This is a genomic window from Verrucomicrobiia bacterium, from assembly GCA_023953615.1.
Lineage (GTDB): Bacteria > Verrucomicrobiota > Verrucomicrobiia > Limisphaerales > JADLHS01 > JADLHS01.
On record JAMLJH010000002.1, the window covers coordinates 851,778 to 870,817 of the forward strand.

Genomic DNA, 19,040 nt, shown 5'->3' on the forward strand with positions numbered 1-19,040 from the left:
TGCCGCTCACCCTTTTGGACAAATCGCAATTCGGCGACGGGGGCCGTGTAGTTTAATCGCGCCGACTGGAATGGTTCGCGTAGTGTTCCACCAGGTAATCGCGAAAGGCTACGTAGTCCGGCGTCGAGCGATCAAAGTCCTCAGGCAATTTGATTTGTTCGGCCATGCGTGGGGGCACGTCGGGCGCCCAGCCGAAAGCTTTGCGGATTTCTTCGGGAAACTTCGCCGGGTTGGCGGTTTCGAGGATGACGGCGGGCCGCCCGTCCAGCGCTTCAGTTTGCAACCAGTCTTGAAAGCCTTGCCAGGCCACCGCGCCGTGCGGTTCGAGCAGCAGTTGGAACTTGTGCCAAAAGTCCAGGAAAGCGACGCGCGTCCGCTCGTCACTGACGGAACTGGAAAACAACTCGCGGCGCATGCGCTCCAAATCCGGCGCGCGATGGATGATTCCCGTTTCATCCATCTGCCCGCCATAAACCGCAATCAAGCGGGCGAGATTGCTTGGATGGCCGACGTTCATGGCGTTGGAGAGTGAATTGCGCGAGGGAACGACCTTGGTGTACCGGCCCGTGGCGAGATATTTCGGAAAGGCGTCGTTGTCGTTGACCGAAGCAATGATCTTTTTTATGGGGAGTCCCATTTCACGCGCCACGACGGCGCCCATCATGTCGCCAAAATTACCGCTGGGGATGGAAAATACCATCGGCTCGCCGGGTTGAGCCAAACGCGACGCGGCATAAAAATAATAAACGCTTTGAGGCAGCAGGCGCCCGATGTTGATCGAGTTGGCCGAGGACAGTGGCAGGTGCCGCAGCGCGGGATCGGCAAAGGCGCGCTTCACCATCGCCTGGCAATCGTCGAATTTTCCATCAATGGCGATGGTGCGGATATTGCCGGTCAACGTCGTCATGAGTTTGCGCTGACTCACGCTGACTTCCGCAAACGGAAACAGCACCAGTACGCGGATGCCGGGAATATTATGGAACGCGTGCGCGACGGCTGAACCCGTGTCGCCGCTGGTGGCGGTCAGAATGATCAACTGCTGACGCGTTTGTTGCAGAAAGTATCCCATCAGTCGCGACATCATTTGCGCGGCAAAATCCTTGAAAGAGGCGGTCGGCCCCTGATCCAGCCGCATCAGATGTACGCGACCGTCAATTCTTTCGAGTGGGATTTCGAAATCGTAGGCGGCGCGGCACATCTCCGCCAGAGCCGCGTCGGGCACCAGGCCTTGCGTGTATTTGCTGAGCACTCGAAACGCGATTTCCGCGTAGGGCCGGGCGGTGAACGCCGCGATTTCATCGCGCGTCAATTGCGGAAACGCTTGCGGCAGGTACAGTCCGCGATCCGGCGCCAAGCCATGCAAAACCGCATCACGCAGATCAACGGCGGGCGACTGGCCATTCGTGCTGTGGAAAAGTAGTGCTGACATCATTCAAAGTTTTCGACTCGGAACATGACGGGATGGCCTTTGATCACGGGCAAACGCGCGATCTGGCGCAAGGCCTTTTGCATGGCGGCATTGCTGGCGTCGTGCGTCATCAGAATGAGCGGCACGTAATTGCCGGGGTGGCCTTCGGGCTGGATCACCGAAGCGATGCCGATTTTTGCCCGCGCCAAAATCGCCGCGATTTTCGCGAGCACGCCGGGTTTATCCACCGTGTTCAAACGCAGATAATAACGCGACACAATTTCGGCCATCGGCCGGATACGGCCGCCGCGAGTGTACGCGTTGAATGGCGCCATCCGGATCTTCGTGCCGAGTTTCAAATCCAGCGCGGCATCAGCCACGTCGCTCAACACCGCGCTGGCGGTGGCGTCCTTGCCCGCGCCGCGACCGTAGAACAACGTGTCGCCGACAATATCGCCGCGCACGAAGCAGGCGTTGAACACGCCGTTCACACTGGCCAGCACATGTGCGTTTGGAATCAAAGTGGGATGCACGGAAACCTGGATGCCGCCTTTGCGGTCGGCGAGTTTCTTCACGATGCCCAGCAGCTTGATGGTGTAGCCCAGTTTATCGGCAAACTGCATGTCAATTGCGGACACGTTGCGGATGCCCTCGGTGTGAATCTTTTTTGCCGGCACCCAGAAGCCGTGCGCCAGCGATGCCAGAATCCCGGTTTTATGCAGCGCGTCCTTGCCGTCAATATCGAGATCGGGCGGCGTCTCCGCGTAACCCTGCTTTTGCGCTTCGACCAGCACCGCGGCGAAATCCGCGCCCTCCTGCTTCATCCGCGAGAGGATGTAATTGCAAGTGCCGTTGACGATGCCGTAGATGGCGGAGAATTGGTTGGCGACGAAACCTTCGCGCAACGATTTGATGATGGGGATTCCCCCGCAGACGCTGGCTTCGTAGTACAGGTTCGCGCCGGTTTTCATGGCGGCGGCGAAGAGCTCCGGCCCGCACTCACTCAACAACGCTTTGTTGGCCGTGACCACGGTTTTTCCCTGTTGCAACGCGGCGCGGACCATGGTCCGCGCAAGACCGGTTCCGCCGACCAGTTCGACGACGATTTGAATTTGCGGGTCATGGACGACCTCCTGCCAGTCGGTGGTCAGCCGCGCCGTGGGAATCTGATAAGGTCGAGGTTCGTCGAATGCTTTGACGGCGATTTTCTGAAAGTTAATTTTGACGCCCAAGCGTGCGGCCATCAGTCCGCCGTTCTGTTCCCAGGCGTGATAGACCCCGCTACCGACCGTGCCCCCGCCCAACATCCCTACGTTTACTTGCTGCATAATCAGTCTTCAGCTTGCCGGGACGCGCCGTCGCGGACAATTCAATTTTGATTTGAAACGCGGTTCAAGCGGTGATGTTACCAAAATGCGGGAATCTTTCCATGCGTCAGCCTTGATTGGAAAAGTGAGACCATTGACCGACCGGCTGACGGAGGCGCATACTTGGTTGACATGATAGATTCTGATCGTTCTTTTCAGCCTTCCACACTTTGTATTCACGCGGGAACGCACCTTGATGAAGCGACCGGTGGCGCGTGCAGTCCCATTTACACTTCGACGGCGTTTGCTTTTCCCAATGCAAGTCATACGCCGGTGTATCCACGTTTCTTTAATACGCCCAATCAACGGGTCATCAACCGCAAACTCGCCGCGTTGGAACAGGGCGAGGACGCGCTGGTGTTTGGTTCAGGCATGGCGGCCATCGCGACTTTCCTTTTTGCCTTCCTCAAACCGGGCGATCACGCTGTCTTCCAAGCCGACCTTTACGGCGGCACGCAACAATTGGTGACGAAGGAGTTGGTGCGGTTCGGCATCGAAATTTCCCTGGGGCGCACGGCGGCGGAATTCGCCGCGCGGCGACGGCCCAATACCCGCTTGATCTATGTGGAATCGCCCTCCAATCCGTTATTGCAATGTGTGGACCTGGCGGCCGTGGCTAAATTGGGTCACGAACACAACGCGTTAACGGTCATTGACAACACCTTCGCCTCCCCGATCAATCAGAATCCATTGACGCTGGGCTTTGACGCGGTCATTCACAGCGCCACTAAATACCTGAATGGGCACAGTGATGTGAATGCCGGCGTGGTGGTCGCCTCGGGCAAAATCATTCGTCAGCTCACCGCCGGCGCGGTGAACTATGGCGGCATGTTGGACGCGCACGCTTGCTATCTATTGGAGCGGGGACTGAGAACCCTGGCGGTGCGGATGGAACAACATAATCAAAATGCCGGTCAGCTCGCGCGGTTTTTGCAGCAACACGCCGCGGTGGCACGGGTGAATTATCCCGGCTTGCCTGAGCATCCCGATCACGCCATCGCACGGCGGCAGATGCGCGGATTCAGCGGCATGTTGTCATTTGAACTGCGCGAGCCAAGTCAACTGGATCAGTTTATGAGTCGGCTGCGCATCATCATGCCCGCCTTGAGTCTTGGCGGGGTGGAAAGCCTCGTGTGCATCCCGAGCCGCACCTCGCATCGGTTGATGAGTCCGACGGAACGTCAGCAAGCCGGAATCAGCGATGGATTGGTGCGCCTCTCGGTCGGCATTGAAAACGCGAGCGATCTGATTGCCGACCTTGAGCAAGCTCTCGGTGCGGCATAAAAAAGACAGCCAGGAATTCCCTGGCTGCCTTGAAGCCTTGCGGTTCCGCCGCAGTTTATTCGACGAGATACGCTGACTCACAATGAAAGACAACGGGGACGCCGGGAGATTTCACTGACAAAGGCGACTGGAGTGGAGCGCTTTTTCAGCAGGCGGTTGCCTACCTGGCTCTTCATGTGGTGGCCTTCTGTTCGGCCTTTTTCACTCATTTTCAGGGATGTAACCCGGTGTCCTCGATTGTGAGGCCATTCGCGTTTCCGGGTTTGCGGGCTTCCAGGTTGAAGTCGGGAGCGGAGTCCGCTACGCTGGAAAGGTTATGACGTTGACAGAAAAGCTCCTCGCCCGCGCCGCCGGAAAAGCTTCCGTGCAGGCTGGCGATAATGTTTGGGTAAAGGCCGACGTGCTGATGACGCACGATGTTTGCGGGCCGGGGACGATTGGCGTGTTCAAGCGCGAGTTCGGCAAGGACGCGAAGGTCTGGGATAAAAACCGCGTGGTGATCATTCCCGACCACTACATTTTTACAACCGATCAGCGCTCCAACCGCAACGTGGATATCCTGCGCGAATTCGTCAATGAACAAGGGCTGCCGTATTTTTACGACGTGATTGATGACCCGCACGGCACCTGGCATTTCGATGCGTCGAAGGACGTGCAGAAACGCCAGTATGGGTCCAACTACGCGGGCGTTTGTCACGCGGCGCTGCCGGCCAAAGGGCACACGCGTCCGGGCGAAGTGTTGTTCGGCACGGATTCGCACACCTGCATGGCGGGCGCGTTCAACGAATTTGCCACCGGCATCGGTAACACCGACGCTGGATTCGTGATGGGCACGGGCAAGTTGTTGCTCAAGGTGCCCGAAACGATGCACTTCCGGCTCGAAGGCAGATTGCAGCCGGGCGTGATGGCCAAGGACTTGATTCTGCATTGCATCGGCGAAATCGGCTTCGACGGTGCCACCTATCGGGCCATGCAATTTGATGGTCCGGGCGTCGCGTCGCTCTCGATGGACGATCGCATGACGATGGCCAACATGGCGATTGAGGCCGGTGGTAAGAACGGCATTTTCCCGTTTGATGCGCGCACTGCGGAATACGTGGACGCCCGGGTGAAACTCAACGGCACGCAATCCCGTTACGAACCGGTGGAATTGGACCGGGATCAAAAATTCATTTACGAGCTGGTGGTGGATTTGTCGAAACTCGAACCGTTGGTGGCCTGCCATCCCGACCCGGGGCAGCGCAAGACCGCCCGCGAAATGAACCACATGAAATTGGATCGCGCCTACGTCGGCTCCTGCACCGGTGGCAAGACGAGCGACTTCGTCGAATTCGCCCGGGTGTTGCGCGGTCACAAGGTCAAGATAGACACCTTCGGCGTGCCCGCCACGCCGCAGATTGTGGACGAGTTGCAAATGACCCGTTGGGGCAAGGAAAGCATCTGGCAGATCCTCACGAACGCGGGTGTGCGCATGACGGAGAATGCCGGTTGTGCCGCGTGTCTCGGCGGTCCGGTGGATACGTTCGGTCGGATCAACAAAGCGGGCGTCAACTGCATCAGCACGACGAACCGCAATTTCCCGGGACGCATGGGCAACAAGGAATCCAAGGTGTTCCTCGCCAGTCCCGCCACCGTGGCGGCCAGCGCCATCACCGGCTCCGTAACCGATCCGCGTGAGTTCCTGAGTTGAACCGTCCTTGTAGTTTCAAACCCTCGCGAGAGACATTTCGCGAGGGTTTTTTGTCGGCTTATTCTGTCGCGGCAACGGATTCCTGATCGCGGCGTCGTGTTGCCTCAATGAAAGAAGACAACGGAGACTAAAAAAGCAGGGAATACGTTGACTCACAATTAAGGACACCGGAGACGCCCTTTTGCAGCGGACGGTTGCCTATCCGGCCCTTCACGCGGTGGCCTTGTGTGGTGGTGAGCTTGTCGCCCGCGGCACTCGCCGAAACTTCTCTTCAATTACCCGCTTCAATGCAAATGGATTAAGGGAAGCTAAATGACTTACCCACTCAGTTCCCTGACCGCCACTCCCAATCGCACCCGCATCCCAAGGTATAGCCATATTTCTTTAAAAAGTGCTTGACGCTATCGGGGGGGGGCGTATTATGCGTTCAATTAGCACCCATGTAATACGAACCGCGTTTACCAGTGAGTTTGGTTTTTAGAAAGCAGGAGAAGCAATGCGTGTTTTTTATCTTAACGCTATTCGGAATGGGATTTACGCCAGCGGCGTCACCATCCTCATTTCACAGGGTTTTTCGCCAATATCTGTCATTGGGCAAAGTGCCAACTCCGAAGAATTGTTGACTACCAATTCACCCTTTGTGGTTTATCTGCAAAATGCGCCCTGGATTAAGGATATGGTTTATGTTGAAAGTCAATTTCATACAGCCGTTGATGGCGACAAGCCCCGCAAATCTGATAGAACAATGTGGATCAACGCAACGAATCACGCAGCGATTCAGCCCAGCGGTCTATTCATGGAAAGGCTTACGGGAAGTGCGTTTGGACCAAAGCGCACTCCGGATCGGCGGCTGGTTCACGGGATTTCCGATCATTACGATTGGAATGCAGAGATCGATGAAAACCGGATTGGGAGACTGTCGCTGAGTTCAAAATTACCAAGTGAGGGTGCTTCAGAGAAAAATCTTTCCACCAGGAACTCAAAGCTGGTAGAAGAGTTGGTCAACCGAGTTCGCCATTTTGGGCTGCCCCCGCTCCGCACCAATTCCTTCAGATTGCTGGATCCGAATCAATTTGAGGCTGTAACGGATGAAGGCTTTGTGTTGTCGGCGAAAATCCAGGCCTCATCCAATAACAACCCCCTGGCTTTGACCTATATTCTGGAAGAGATCACCAACGATGTATTTTCCATAACGTACGGCTACCCTCACGGAGGGACATTGCCCACTTATTTTGAGCGCAGGGAAATGCGAAACGGACGCCTCTATGGTATCCCCACAACAAATCGAATTCTGACGGTTAGTTATGGGGTTGATGAGAGTGTCGCCAAGGGGTACAGCCCATCCGCCTTCTTTACCAACCTCGCCATTTTCACCCGCATCCTGATTGAGTCCAACGGCCAACGATTTTTGATAAAAGAGAACAGCCGAGCCAGCTTGATTGATGATTCTCCACCCCCGCCGTTGCCCGGCAAGGAGAAAAAAGGGAAGGCTTTCACCATTATTATAATTTTTCTGATTGCAGGTGGGCTTGTTGTTTGGAGAGCCCATCAACGCAACCGGAATAAGTAGTTAAACCAAAAAACAAAAAATAAAACAAAATGAAAAAAATCAATATCGTGGCACTGTTAGTCGGATCACCGCTAGCGGTATTTGCGGCGTCGTGTTTCGTAGCGACCACCAAAGACTGCCCGCCCACAGTTAATGGTGGTAGTTGTACGCTAGTCGGAGGATCAATACCATCTGTAATGAATGCCAAGCCACCAGCTACGGGAGCTGTCTCCTACCAATCGGATAACACCCAACACTGTTTGTATGCATGTCAAAATGCTAACGGGCAAGTCTCATATATGGAGTATTACGTCGGAGCCTTCCCAACCGGGGCATCGTGTAACCCATCAGGCAGCGGCAGCGGCAGCGGAGGCACTGGTAGTGGCACTGGCGGCAACTAAAAGCATGCCATTCAAATCCGTGGCACTCCGTCCTTCGTCGGGGCGGAGTGCCGGTTGAAAATTACAGATTATCAGCGGCAAGGATGCACTGCCGATATGTGTTCGACAAATTCTCGACAAAGGCTTGATTTAACAATCTGGAAGAGATGCGTGTTGGGAATCCTGTTGTTGTCGATCATCTTCAAATTGTTCGCCATCGTTAATCCGACAAAGTTGATGGATCAAACAGACCACGTGCTCCACGTACAGATTCGTTATGTGATTGTTGTCGCGTGCATTGCGGAGATTTTCTTGTGTGCCTTTCTTTATCTGACCGCCAGTCAACTAAAGACCACCTGGTCAGTTTTTGTTTTTTCCGTGTTAATCCTACTTTATCGAACGCTCGCCTTTGCCAATGGAGCAATAACTTGCCCCTGCCTTGGCAATGTAGCTGATTGGTGGCCATGGTTAGGACGGCATGAAGGCCCAATTCTGACCAGTGTGGCCATCTGGCTTTTCTTAACCTCCGCCATACAGCTTATACCTGGAAGGGAAGATTCTTGAATTCTGTTTCTCAAGGAACTAAAGGCAGTGATGGCTCTCTTCAGCCTTTTGGTAATCCACTTTACCCAAACGGGGGAATCGAACTGGCAACGGTTACCAATGCGCGGCCAAAGTTCCGCGTCTGGACTGGTGTAGTGATTTTTTTACTCGCTGCGATTTTTTTTACGTGGTCGTCTCCGTGGCGCGTTCTGGAGTGCGGGCCGGATGAGGGCATGGAGTTTAGCAAAATTCAACTGCTGCTGCAGAAGCCCGAAATGGCGAAACTTGCATGGAATGATCAATCGTGGTTTTACTCGAAATTTTTTGCGGCGATTTTTTCTTTTACTGGTTTTCAACCTGGGATTGCCCGTCTAACAACATTGGCTTTGGTCGGTTGGATGTTGTTTGTATTTCCCCGGTTGATGCCTAAAAGTGCTGGCTGGCCGCACCTGCTTTGCGCCTGCTTGTTTTTTTGGTGCTGGCCGTTTATTCCAAACTTATCAGTTTCTGCGATGCTGGAAACACCAGCCTTCGCGCTGGCAATCATCGCCGCTGCGATTACGCCGCGTGAGTGGTCGGAATGGAAATTATGGCGCTTTGCGAGTGCGGGGTTTTTGTTCGCAATTGCGGTTCAAATAAAGCTGACCGCGCTGATCATTTTACCGGCGCTAGCTGGCAAAATATTCCTGCTTTGGTGGCGGGAAATTCGGGGCCAAGCCGTTGTTGTAACTGAAACGAAACGTCCGCAAGTGGAACATTGGGCACTGAGGTTGGCATTTGGAGGGCTAGTGTTTGGCATTGTTTTTATGGTGTTGGCCGCGTGGTCGCCCACATGGAATTTGTCACAACTGCTCGGCAGCCATTTTGCAGCAGGTGAAACAAAAGCGGCCGCTGAATATCGTCTGGAACCTGGCGAATTGTTAAAATCTCCGGGTCTGTGGCTGGCAGCCATATTAAGCATTATCGGCTTTTGGCGTAAACGGGACGTGCATGAGGCCACGTTTGCCTTGATTTTGCTAATCACGGTCACAGTCATTCATTTCAACCACAGGCCGTGGTGGTATTATTATGGCATCCACTTTGCCGTGCCGTTGGCAATTTTGGGTGGCTGGGGTGTGACAGAGCTTTTGCGAGCGGCACTAAAACCGAGTTCCAGCGCGGCAGGACCAATGCAGTCAGTCTTCAATAAGGAAATCTCCATGACTCTTGGCATGGCAATCGTATCACTTTGGGCAAGCTTTGATCTCCCGCACGGCTTTGAACACACCGCACAGATCCGCAATGAGGAAAAAACCAACGATAACAACGCGATCTATGAGCTTGAAAAATATAAGGGACGCGTCAAGTGGGTATTCACGCGACGTAATATTTTAGCGGCGCAGGCAGGTTATGTTCTACCCCCAGAGCTAACCATTCTTGCCAAAAAACGGTACTGGACGGGCAACATCAATGATGAATCCATTCTGGCGACGGTTAAGCATTATCAATGTGAAATCTTAATTTTGTACGCCGATCAAGAGTTGAAGGATACCAACTGGAATCAATTTCTAGATAGTAATTATATGAAGGTTTTGTCAGAAGAAAATGAATCAATTTTTGTGGCCAACCGGTTAAATCCAGTGCTGCCACCTCAAAGGGAGAATTTGCTAAAGCGAATGGGGCTTTGAAATATTTCTCCTGCCCATCTTCCCCGGATGAAATCCACACCGACCAACCGTGATTTGGCAAAGACGATCAAACGCTTTATACGGTTTGGCCTCGTTGGCACCAGTGGAGTGGCGGTGGATATGGGGGTGTTATATCTGCTGACCGATCCAAAGTTTTTGCCCGTAAACATCCTCTTGAGCAAACCCGTTGCGGCTGAAGTGGCCATCGTGAATAATTTTGCTTGGAATGAGTTTTGGACCTTCGCGGATACACCAGCGGCCACTCAAACTCATTGGCAAGCGCGGTTCCGGCGTTTTGCCAAGTTCAACCTCATTTGTCTCGCGGGCATCGGCCTGAGCCTCGCGTTGATAAAGGCGCAACTAAATTGGCTGGGAATGAATGTTTATCTCGCCAATTTGATCGCCATTATCGTAGTGAGCCTGTGGAATTTTGTCCTGACACTTAAATTTGGCTGGAATGAACCGACGTACCGGGTTTGATCTGAGTTGTAGTTGACGTTACGATGGCGGGCGCTTCAACTAAGCCGTGTTGTTCCCAGCGGTGGTGTTGAGTTCGGTAAAACAGAGACAAACATTCCATGTATCGAATCATTGGTGCGGATCAAAAAGAATACGGACCAGTCGCGGCCGGGCAGATTCGCGAGTGGCTCGCGCAAGGCCGACTGACTCTGGATACACTCATCAAATCAGAAGGCGATATCGGATGGCGTCCACTGCGGACGCTGCCTGAGTTTCGCGTCGCAACTCCGACTGGTGGCGTGCCACCGATGGCGGCAGCGCCAACCACCTCGAGCAACGGCCTTGAGAAGGTGATTCCCTATAAAAATGCGTACGCCTTGATTGGGTATTATCTCGCCGTGTTTTCGCTGCTGCCATTGATTGGCGCGCTACTGGGGCTGGTTGCTCTGGCCTTGGGAATTTTAGGGTTGCACTTCCGTCGGCGAAATCCCACCGCTGGCGGGACGGTTCATGCGTGGATCGCCATCATCTTGGGCGGGCTATGCGGCTTTGGCTATTTGGCCATAATCATCACCTTGGTGAGCGCTGCGCTCATGAACACGCACTGAACGACGTGAAGCAAGCTCGTTTGGAATCACGATCGGAACTGAGCTATCTGAGAATAAAACGCATTAAAACGGCTTCGTTAGTGAACCAACGCAAGCTGTTTATTATGAGTAGTTTTTAGCGAATGAAAGATGGCGACCCTACCGGGACTCGAAACCGGTAGGGTAGGTTTTTGCAATCTCGCAAAAAGGCCAGAAAACCCCTATAAACATTGGCTAAAATGCAAGTCGCTCAAAAAACCGTGATGACACGAAAAAACGCTATTTTGACGCTTAGAGTGTAGGAACTTGTAGGAACTTTTTGAGGTTGAATCGGGGCACTGGATAGGAAACCCGGCGGGGTGATCCGGGAGGCTTCCAAGGGGCTAAGGAATCTTTTGCTTTCCTGCTTCGGGCGATGGGAAACGCGCAGGCGTGCGAGTCGCTATGTCGGGAAAAAACCAAAAAGCACCAATTACGACTGACGTAGTAGGATTTTAGCCGCTTGGGAGTCGCTACGTTTTGCCGGGGTGATCCGCGGCTTGTTGGCGGTGGCCGGAAGGATTCAAGGTTGGAAGGTGTCAGATAACTGCCGATCTGGTACGGATGCCACGGGTCGTTTCAACTCATGGTACACGCGAGAGGCAAAACTATTCACAGTAAGGATATGATGAAAATCATAATAAGGAATCAGATTTACCCGTGGCAACCCGTACGAGCGTAGCAACTGCGGGCAAGGTTGCGCGGAGTTCATTGCCCGGATGCCTCTCACTCTTGCGGCTCGTCGTCTTGTAACTCTTCCGGCGTTTTTAGGCTCAGGTATTGCCATCCGCGTTTCCGGGTGCCGCCACGTTCGACGTGATTGCTTTTCCCTCGGTTGTAGTGACGGTAGATAAGGTCGGGCAGGAGTTTTTCAACTCTGGTTGCCGGGATGGCATCCCATCCTGCCTCTTCGCAAAAAGTAGAATAGGCTCGGATTATTTCGTCGGTGGTTATGTCTCCATCCGCGTTGCGCCTTAGTCGCGTCTCGACGAAAATTTCAAGGGAATTTGATTCAGCAAGCAGGTCGTCCACCCGTTGCTTTTGCGCTTCGGAAAGTTGGAAGTTGCCGGTCTCGTCTATTTCTTTAAGAAATCGCAAATAGCCTTGGGCAAACCATTTCAGGATGCCTTCGCCTTCCTCTTGCATCAGGACTTTATCGAAGTCGAGAATCTTTTTGGCTGGTGGCGGGTTTTCGTAGCGAATGATGAGCAGTCGCCGTCGCCAAGCCTCTTGATCGTCATCCAACCGCACCCGAAGCCGAGCGTTGCAGTTTATGATGAGGTTGAATGTGCCGTACATGTAAAATGTTTCGTTGCTCCCTTTGGCCTCCGGGGTGATCGGGTCGCCCCCGACCAGGCTTTTAATGTGGTGCGCGGCGGTTTGCGTAAGGAAGTCGCCAGGGACATCCGAGGCAAACAGCAGGGTCTTTCTTATGAAGCGATACATCTCGAAACGCCCGTCTAATTGCTCCGTGCGCATTTGGTAGGCGTTGCGTTCGCCTACCACGGCTTTGAGAACTTGGGTCAAGGTCGTCTTCCCTCCGCCCGGAGTGCCGTCGAGAATCAAGAAGCGTTGCGCGGAGTTGTAGCCGGTCAACACCATGCCGCCCCAGCGTTGCAAGAGGGAAATATCATCCTCGCTCATGGCGGAACGGAGAAGCTCCTCAAGAAACCGTTTCGGCTCTGGTGCTTTGGAATTGTAGCTAATTGGCAAGGGATTGCGTGAGTAGTATTCAGGCGCAAACGGTTTCAACTCCACGCCATACTTCGAGAGGCAAAGCATCCCGTTGGCAACGTGGATAATGTTTTTCTCCCGGTTAAAGGCGTCGCGTTTTTCGACAACACCTCTCAGGGCTTTGATGATTTCATCCGCTGTGCGAATCTTTCTTTGCCGCTCCAAAGATGGCTTATTCTCTTCGCGACTCATTCGCAGCAAGCGGAGGAGAATCAGTTGGCGGAGTACGTCCTCGGTAACGTAATCCCATGCGCCGGTTTTCGCGTTGTATTGATGAAATTTTTCGTCGGCGGGGTCGAAAAGGATGTGGTTTTCCTTCGCGTAAAGCCCCGCAAACCAGTATGCGTTTAAATCGTGAATAGCTTCGCCGTGTTTCTCCCAGCGGGGGCCGTGTTCTATCGTTAGTTCATTGTAGAGCGCCTTGGTATCTTCTGATTTTGTGGCGATAGGTTCGGCTTGCTTTATGGCTTTCGCTATCGCTTCTTGCATGGCTTCCCGGGTTTGCGCGGTGCGCGTCCATTCGTTTAAGTCTTTGCGACCTTCGGGGGTGATTACCCGGCGGATTTCGCACTTGTTATGCTTGGCCAGCTTTTCAAGCCATTCTTGGCCGGGGTCGTCGTTTTGCGGGAAGGCGTAGATTTTAGCCTCCGCCCCGATCCGCTTGCTTAGGTTGCCGTCATTGCTGGCTCCGCGCGTGGCGACAAGAGCGATGTCCTCCGGCAGCGGGTTTTCATGGTGCGCGCAGGCGTCGAGCGTGGCGAGCAAGTCCCATTGCGACTCGAAAGCATAAACGGCTTTGGCTTGGGCAAGGTCGCCAATAACGAGCGGCGTGGTCTTTAATCCCTTGGGCGCGTATCGCCAGCTTCCATCCTCAGACAAGCGGTAATGGCAACCAATGACTTTCCCGGTGTCCGCGTCGGTGACCGGGAAGGCGAAGTGTTTCCCGGCGTAAATGCCGACCAGTTCTTCACGGCGTAGCCATTCGACAAACTCCGGTGCGTAGTCGCGCCATTGGGCCAGTTCTTCGACTCGCTCCGGGGTCATGGCGTTTACGCAAGCCTGCCAATCAAACGGCGGCAGGAGTGGCCGGTTGCTTTGCGGTCGAGACGATGAATTGATGCCGTCCAGCCGGAGGAATTCTTTGCAGGCTTCGGCGTTGCTGATGTTCTTGTGCGTGGCAATTAAATCAATCTGGTCGCCCTCGCCGCACCCGGCGTGACACTTCCAGTACAGGTCTCCGGTTTTCTCGTTCCGGTAAACGCTAAAGCTGGGGGTTTTGTCGTCATGAAACGGGCAGCATTGCGTTGGCTTATCGGTGATCGGACAGCCGATAAGTCGCGCCGTTGCGAGCAGGTCGAGTTTGGCTTTGGCTTCCTTGATGCGGTCGGGATTATTCATGGCCGCACCTCCGATCCGTTCGCCGGTTGGCAGGGAAAATCAGTTGCCTTTTGCCGGGAGGTGGGCTTTAATGAAACCAGCGTTAGACCGGTGTTTTTCATGATGCACTGGTCTGACTTGAGACAATACGTTAAGTGCCTCGCCGTGGTTTCCCCCGCGGCGGGGTTTTTTATTTGTCGCATAATTCAGGCTTCCTTTCCTTGGGCGGCGGATTGGACAGGGTTTGTCCGAGCCTCGCAGGTGACGGGGGCGGGCGGAATGACCCGCGAGCGACGATGCACCCGGGGCGGGTAGGCGGTGCGGTGGCGTTCCAGCCAGGCGTTCAAGTCCTCGCGACTGTAGAGCGTCACCTTGTGCGTGGGTTTGAAGTGCGGTAGGCCACGCATCACCCGCCAGAGACGAATGGTGCGCGGTTTGACGTTTAGGTAGAGGGCGGCTTCGGCCTCGGTTAAAACATTATCATTATGTTTTTTTGTCATGTTCCGCACTTTACCAAACGCGATTTTTGGGAGTGTGCGGACGTTGCGACTGCAAACGGGCGGATTGCGTCTGCAAAGGGGAAAGGGTCAGCGTGCAAGCGGAGGCTCTGATTCTGCAAACGGAAGGATTGCGTCTGCAAAGGGGAAAGCGGGGCTTAAAAAGCCTGTCAAACAGTTTTTTTTGAAAAAGTTTTTAGGGCGTCACTAAGGTTTGCTCTTTTGATGCTTGGCGCGGGCAGCACGAGAGCGTGCGGCACTTTTGCGCCAGTCAAGCCAACTCCCCAAAAGTTCTGAACAGTGCATCCAGTCCGCCCGTTGGAAACCCTTCGTCTGATAATAATCCAGGGGAGCAATTTGCTGTGCTATAGGGTTTCCGGTCAATTGCTTGGCAGCGTTCAGAAAATCACGAAAGAGGTTTAGCCTCTCCGCAGCCTTAACCTTGGGAAACCAGATTTGCAAAGCGCGTTCCAGGGTTAGCGGGAATTTGTGTACGCCAGCAGACATCCAATGCTCGAAGTGCGAAGGGCTACGAGGCTTGGCAAGATTGCTTTTGCGTTTGAAGATTTCCTGACTGCGCTCAATTAGCTCCAGCACGCTCGCTTGCCAGACTTTGTAGGCTAGTTTCGCAGCTTGCGCGGCTTGGTAGTCCTGGGGGTCGCTCGCGGTAGCTGGCGGCGTAATGGAAGGCGCGAGCTTGGCGGCTATGTAGGCGAGTTGTTTCACGGTCGGTGCGCTCTCTTTTGCGATGGATTGCAGAGCTTCCGCCTGGCCTTCGAGTAATTGCTGCGGCGTTGGCTTCAACTTGTCGAGAGCCGTGGTCAAGTCGGCTGCGTTGCGCGGTGGTGCGGGCCGCGTTTTCTCCTTGGTCGCTTTCGCCTTCGGGTTTTTCTTGTTGGTTGTCTTTTGCTTCATGCTCGGGCGTGGGTTTAGTTGCGTTGCAGGATACGGCGGCGCGGGGTGATCCGCTCCGGGACGGCCAGCCGGGGCGGGGGGTTGCCGTTGGCCTCGGGGCGTAGCTCAAACCAGCTTAGGGCTTCTTCGGGCGTAACGAGTTCGCGGTAGTGTCGGAAAATCATGGTGGCGGAGTTGCCCGCTTCCAAGGCGATCCGGGCAACGTCGCCCGTTTCGGCCACGCGGTAGGAGATATAGGAGTGCCGCAAGGCGTTGTGCTTCCATTGCAAGGCCGGGGCGTCAGCGGTGGCCGTCGCTTGCGCGGTCTTGGCTTGTAGCTCGTGGAAGTAGGCGCGGCTATGCGGGAAAACCAGTCCGCTTTTCCGGGCGTAGCGTTCCAGCCACGCGCGGAGGTTGTCGGCTATCGGGACCAGTCGCCGCGAGCCGGTCTTGGCTTGCTCCGCGTTTATCTGGATGTGGCCGCGACGGAGTTTGATGTCGCTCCAATCGAGCCGCAGGACTTCGGCAGAGCGTAACCCGGCGAAGGCTTGCAGGGCGAGCGCGGGCTGAAAGTCGGGCGAGGCGGCTTGCAGGAGGCGGCGAAGTTCTGCCGGGGCGTAAATCTCTATGGGGTCGGTGTGCCGCAATTGGACTTGCTCCGTCCCGCTCACAGGATTGTCTCCCTTGGGCAGATAGCCCCGAGCCTCGGCAAACTTGAACAGACCGCCCAGCATGGCGCGGTAGTTCTTCACGGTGCGCGGCGCGGCTTTCATGCTGTCAAGCCAGCGTTGCAAGTCGCCCGTGGTGACGCGGGCAACGTCCAGCGCAAAGGCTTTCGAGATGTAGGGTAATCGAGTGCGGAGGTCTTCAAGGTAGCGTTGGCTTTTCCCGCGTTGGGTTTGCAGTGCCAGCCATTCGGCGGCTACCTCGGCCACGGTGCGCGGGGTGCGCTTGGCGTGGCGGCGGGCGTATTCCTTGGCCGCTTCAAGAATCAGGTCGCCCCCGAGCAGGTCGTAGGCTTGCGCGTAGGTGCTGGCGACCAGTTCCAGCGTGAGGCGGCGCGGGCGTAGGAATTCCATTGCGCGGCCATAGCTGGCGGCGTCCCGATTGTGAAGCGCGGCGGCGGTCGTCTGGCCGCCGGCGATCTGGCGGGCGAGGCGTTGTGCTTCGGCTTCGGCAGTTTCAAAGCTCAAACGATCCAAAACGCGGCGCGTGCCTTGGGAGTAGTCCACGACTTGATAAAGGGTGCGCTTGACCGGTTTGCCTTGCGGGGTGTTGAAGATGCGCGCGCGTTCGTAAATCTTTACCGCAACGCTGCCAACCTTAACGACGTGAACCTTCGCCCCCGAGTGACGCGGGTTTTTCGTGTCCGGTTTGCTGGAATCTTGCCGTCGCTTTGCACGTTGCTGAATCATGCGTTTAGTGTAGGAATTGTGTAGGAACTTTCCAGAAAAAAGTTTTAACGTGCCGGAAAAATGCAGCGTAAATCCTTTGTTTTCAATGGTTTGTGGAAGTAAAAAAGATGGCGACCCTACCGGGACTCGAACCCGGGCTACCTCCGTGAAAGGGAGGTGTCCTAACCGCTAGACCATAGGGTCATCAAGGGCGCAAATTCTATTAAAGTTTGTCGTGGTGTCACGAAAAAACCCGAACAATTTCTTGCCAATTGCCGAGCGACAAAGTTCAATGTCGGCTCTTCGAGCGAGGGCTGGGTAGCTCAGTCGGTAGAGCAGAGGACTGAAAATCCTTGTGTCGGCGGTTCGATTCCGCCCCCAGCCACCATTTCCATCTGCAAGGGCAGCAATGGTTTGTGTGGTTGCGGAGTCCAAACGAACCCCAAAGCGTAATCCAATTTTCTCACTCCGTGACAATTTGCAGTACCGAAGTTTAACTCCTTCGCTACTCCCTAACGGTTCAAGTGGTGACGCGATGAGGTGTTGCTGTGGTTGCTGGCCACGATCTTCTCGAACTGGAACCAATCAATGTGATGGAGTTGTTCGATGAGGTTGGCGGCTGAATCCGGTGTTCTTGCGTTCACCGTGCCACTCCGATCGGCGGGCGCGAATGCGAGCGGGTTACGAGGCGCGGTCGTGAGAGGGGCAACCGATGCCGCCAGCTTGGCGGTGAAGGGACTGGCAGAGACAACCTGCATTCGTTTGGAGCGGGTGGCGACACGATAGATGATGAAGATGATAAGGCCGAGAAAAGTCAGGCCGAGAAGTCCGAAGGCCAGGTTACCAAAAGCGGACAGCAGTTGTCGTCCTTGAGGGGAAATCAAGGCAATCATCAGCAGCAAGCCAACAAGTTGAGCCACGATTTCCACCGCATCATCATCTTTTCTGCGTCGGGCCATATTCGCCTGATTGATACAGCAGGAACAACGCCGGATGTGAAAACGATCGTCTCCGGTCTGTAATCCGTTCCGTTATGGATCGAATCGTTAACGTGCGCTTGAGGAAACTGGTTTTCCGACCGGACTGCTACGTGGTGGTGGGCGTTGCGTTGGGCGCGGGTTGTTCTGTCACGACTGGATATTAGCCCGGAGCCGCGGAGTGATCAGTGTGCGGTCTTCTGGTCACAGAAGAGTTCGGTGACTCATCAGGCGCTCGGCGCCCAAGCAGGTGCAGAGTGCCGTTTGGAACGATTCGATCGTGTAAGGCTTCGTCAGGAAGCAGGTGTGGAGATCCGATCCGACGCACGCCCGCATCTGAGCCTGGTAATCGCTGGAGGCGCAAAGCTTGGATGACACGAGGATGGGAAATTTCACCCGCTGCTTGGCCAATTGTTTTAGAAGGTTTCCGCCGATCGCGCGGGGATCGTCGCACAACAAGTCCTCGGGATAATCGAGGTCGGCGATAAACAACTCTGGCGAATACACCGCCAGTCGCTGTACGGCCCATGTATCGTCGTAGAATTGCTGCAAGGTGTAGCGCACCAGCGACTGCCGGAGCACTGCGGGGATCGAGTTGGGTTGCCCCGGATTGGCGATCATCGCAACCACTTGGACGGGTCTGATATCCGGGCCAGTCGCGGGTGGCGGGGTGGTCGGGACGGTGATAAGCCTGGCGATCGTCTGTCTCAGGTCCCGGAGATCTGGAGGTTTGGCCAGGAACTCGCGCCGTAATCCCGGTTGAGTTGCGTCTCCCATTTCCTCATGAAAATTGGTGCTACGCAGAAACGCGGAAAGAACCAACATCGGTATTTGGGGATTTAGTTTGGCAAGCCGATGTGAAAGTTCGACCGTACTGAGTCCCTCATGTCTTTGATCCGATATAAACAAGTCCGGGGGCGCTGCCTGTAGAGCCTGCCAGGCTTCATCGCCGTTCCGACAAGAGGTGATTTCCAAGGTGGCAAATTGGAAGGTCAGAGTTAAGGAAAGGACCTTATGCAGGGTAATCTCGTCATCCAAATAAACGATTCGCAGCGGATGAGGGGCCGCTGATATTTCGCCGGCCTCGTGATGGTCCTGGATGGGTGACATTTATCGGCAGAGTGCGAATAATCCGATCAAAAGTAAAGTCGGCGGCGACCACAGGAGGTTACCAATTGCGGGCGAGACCGCCGC

Annotated in this window: 14 protein-coding genes and 2 tRNA genes; 7 read left to right on the forward strand and 9 right to left on the reverse strand. The window is 54.8% G+C overall.

The window, feature by feature from the left end:
• Window positions 1-52: 52 nt before the first annotated feature.
• Window positions 53-1,432: a threonine synthase gene (gene thrC / locus M9920_13985; GenBank protein ID MCO5053396.1), complete on the reverse strand. Its 1,380-nt coding sequence runs from the start codon at window positions 1,430-1,432 to the stop codon at window positions 53-55.
• A complete protein-coding gene (locus M9920_13990; protein MCO5053397.1) occupies window positions 1,429-2,736 on the reverse strand; it encodes a homoserine dehydrogenase in 1,308 nt (435 codons plus the stop codon). The genes thrC and M9920_13990 overlap by 4 nt, the downstream gene beginning before the upstream one ends.
• 171 nt (window positions 2,737-2,907) lie before the next feature.
• Here M9920_13990 and M9920_13995 point away from each other — a divergent pair, with 171 nt between their 5' ends.
• From M9920_13995 to M9920_14020, 6 genes are all read left to right on the forward strand, one after another.
• Window positions 2,908-4,059 (forward strand): PLP-dependent aspartate aminotransferase family protein, encoded by a 1,152-nt coding sequence (locus M9920_13995; protein MCO5053398.1) that lies wholly within the window; start codon window positions 2,908-2,910, stop codon window positions 4,057-4,059.
• Window positions 4,060-4,375: 316 nt separating this feature from the next.
• Window positions 4,376-5,749 (forward strand): aconitase family protein, encoded by a 1,374-nt coding sequence (locus M9920_14000; GenBank protein ID MCO5053399.1) that lies wholly within the window; start codon window positions 4,376-4,378, stop codon window positions 5,747-5,749.
• 496 nt (window positions 5,750-6,245) lie between these two features.
• A complete protein-coding gene (locus tag M9920_14005) occupies window positions 6,246-7,319 on the forward strand; it encodes a hypothetical protein (protein MCO5053400.1) in 1,074 nt (357 codons plus the stop codon).
• A 919-nt stretch (window positions 7,320-8,238) separates the two neighbouring features.
• Window positions 8,239-9,888 carry a hypothetical protein gene (locus M9920_14010; protein ID MCO5053401.1) on the forward strand — a complete coding sequence of 550 codons (1,650 nt, stop codon included), beginning with the start codon at window positions 8,239-8,241 and terminating at the stop codon, window positions 9,886-9,888.
• Between the two features lie 27 nt (window positions 9,889-9,915).
• Window positions 9,916-10,368, forward strand: coding sequence for a GtrA family protein (locus M9920_14015; protein MCO5053402.1), 453 nt, complete (start codon window positions 9,916-9,918; stop codon window positions 10,366-10,368).
• 98 nt (window positions 10,369-10,466) lie between these two features.
• Window positions 10,467-10,955, forward strand: coding sequence for a DUF4339 domain-containing protein (locus M9920_14020; protein ID MCO5053403.1), 489 nt, complete (start codon window positions 10,467-10,469; stop codon window positions 10,953-10,955).
• A 744-nt stretch (window positions 10,956-11,699) separates the two neighbouring features.
• Here the strand turns inward: M9920_14020 and M9920_14025 are convergent.
• The 5 genes from M9920_14025 to M9920_14045 all read right to left on the reverse strand — a co-directional run bounded on the left by M9920_14025 (window position 11,700) and on the right by M9920_14045 (window position 17,073).
• Window positions 11,700-13,751 carry a phage/plasmid primase, P4 family gene (locus M9920_14025; GenBank protein MCO5053404.1) on the reverse strand — a complete coding sequence of 684 codons (2,052 nt, stop codon included), beginning with the start codon at window positions 13,749-13,751 and terminating at the stop codon, window positions 11,700-11,702.
• A 539-nt stretch (window positions 13,752-14,290) separates the two neighbouring features.
• Window positions 14,291-14,584, reverse strand: coding sequence for a helix-turn-helix domain-containing protein (locus M9920_14030; GenBank protein MCO5053405.1), 294 nt, complete (start codon window positions 14,582-14,584; stop codon window positions 14,291-14,293).
• A gap of 204 nt (window positions 14,585-14,788) precedes the next feature.
• Window positions 14,789-15,496: a hypothetical protein gene (locus M9920_14035; protein MCO5053406.1), complete on the reverse strand. Its 708-nt coding sequence runs from the start codon at window positions 15,494-15,496 to the stop codon at window positions 14,789-14,791.
• Window positions 15,497-15,510: 14 nt separating this feature from the next.
• Window positions 15,511-16,890 (reverse strand): tyrosine-type recombinase/integrase, encoded by a 1,380-nt coding sequence (locus M9920_14040; GenBank protein ID MCO5053407.1) that lies wholly within the window; start codon window positions 16,888-16,890, stop codon window positions 15,511-15,513.
• Window positions 16,891-16,998: 108 nt separating this feature from the next.
• A tRNA-Glu gene (locus M9920_14045) sits at window positions 16,999-17,073 on the reverse strand.
• A gap of 108 nt (window positions 17,074-17,181) precedes the next feature.
• Between M9920_14045 and M9920_14050 the strand changes: the two genes are divergently transcribed.
• A tRNA-Phe gene (locus M9920_14050) sits at window positions 17,182-17,257 on the forward strand.
• 124 nt (window positions 17,258-17,381) lie between these two features.
• On the opposite strand, the gene M9920_14055 is transcribed toward M9920_14050, so the two are convergent.
• Both M9920_14055 and M9920_14060 read right to left on the reverse strand, forming a co-directional pair.
• Window positions 17,382-17,828, reverse strand: coding sequence for a hypothetical protein (locus M9920_14055; protein ID MCO5053408.1), 447 nt, complete (start codon window positions 17,826-17,828; stop codon window positions 17,382-17,384).
• A gap of 222 nt (window positions 17,829-18,050) precedes the next feature.
• Window positions 18,051-18,956, reverse strand: a complete 906-nt coding sequence (locus M9920_14060) for a response regulator (GenBank protein ID MCO5053409.1) — start codon at window positions 18,954-18,956, stop codon at window positions 18,051-18,053.
• Window positions 18,957-19,040: the final 84 nt, after the last annotated feature.

Bases quoted from the DNA above. Each gene is read 5' to 3' on its own strand.
- M9920_14025 (MCO5053404.1), bottom strand. From the start codon at position 13,751: ATGACCCCGGAGCGAGTCGAAGAACTGGCCCAATGGCGCGACTACGCA.
- M9920_14030 (MCO5053405.1), bottom strand. From the start codon at position 14,584: ATGACAAAAAAACATAATGATAATGTTTTAACCGAGGCCGAAGCCGCC.
- M9920_14040 (MCO5053407.1), bottom strand. From the start codon at position 16,890: ATGATTCAGCAACGTGCAAAGCGACGGCAAGATTCCAGCAAACCGGAC.
- M9920_14020 (MCO5053403.1), top strand. From the start codon at position 10,467: ATGTATCGAATCATTGGTGCGGATCAAAAAGAATACGGACCAGTCGCG.
- M9920_14015 (MCO5053402.1), top strand. From the start codon at position 9,916: ATGAAATCCACACCGACCAACCGTGATTTGGCAAAGACGATCAAACGC.
- M9920_14005 (MCO5053400.1), top strand. From the start codon at position 6,246: ATGCGTGTTTTTTATCTTAACGCTATTCGGAATGGGATTTACGCCAGC.
- M9920_14000 (MCO5053399.1), top strand. From the start codon at position 4,376: ATGACGTTGACAGAAAAGCTCCTCGCCCGCGCCGCCGGAAAAGCTTCC.
- M9920_14035 (MCO5053406.1), bottom strand. From the start codon at position 15,496: ATGAAGCAAAAGACAACCAACAAGAAAAACCCGAAGGCGAAAGCGACC.
- M9920_13990 (MCO5053397.1), bottom strand. From the start codon at position 2,736: ATGCAGCAAGTAAACGTAGGGATGTTGGGCGGGGGCACGGTCGGTAGC.
- M9920_14060 (MCO5053409.1), bottom strand. From the start codon at position 18,956: ATGTCACCCATCCAGGACCATCACGAGGCCGGCGAAATATCAGCGGCC.
- thrC (MCO5053396.1), bottom strand. From the start codon at position 1,432: ATGATGTCAGCACTACTTTTCCACAGCACGAATGGCCAGTCGCCCGCC.
- M9920_13995 (MCO5053398.1), top strand. From the start codon at position 2,908: ATGATAGATTCTGATCGTTCTTTTCAGCCTTCCACACTTTGTATTCAC.
- M9920_14055 (MCO5053408.1), bottom strand. From the start codon at position 17,828: ATGGCCCGACGCAGAAAAGATGATGATGCGGTGGAAATCGTGGCTCAA.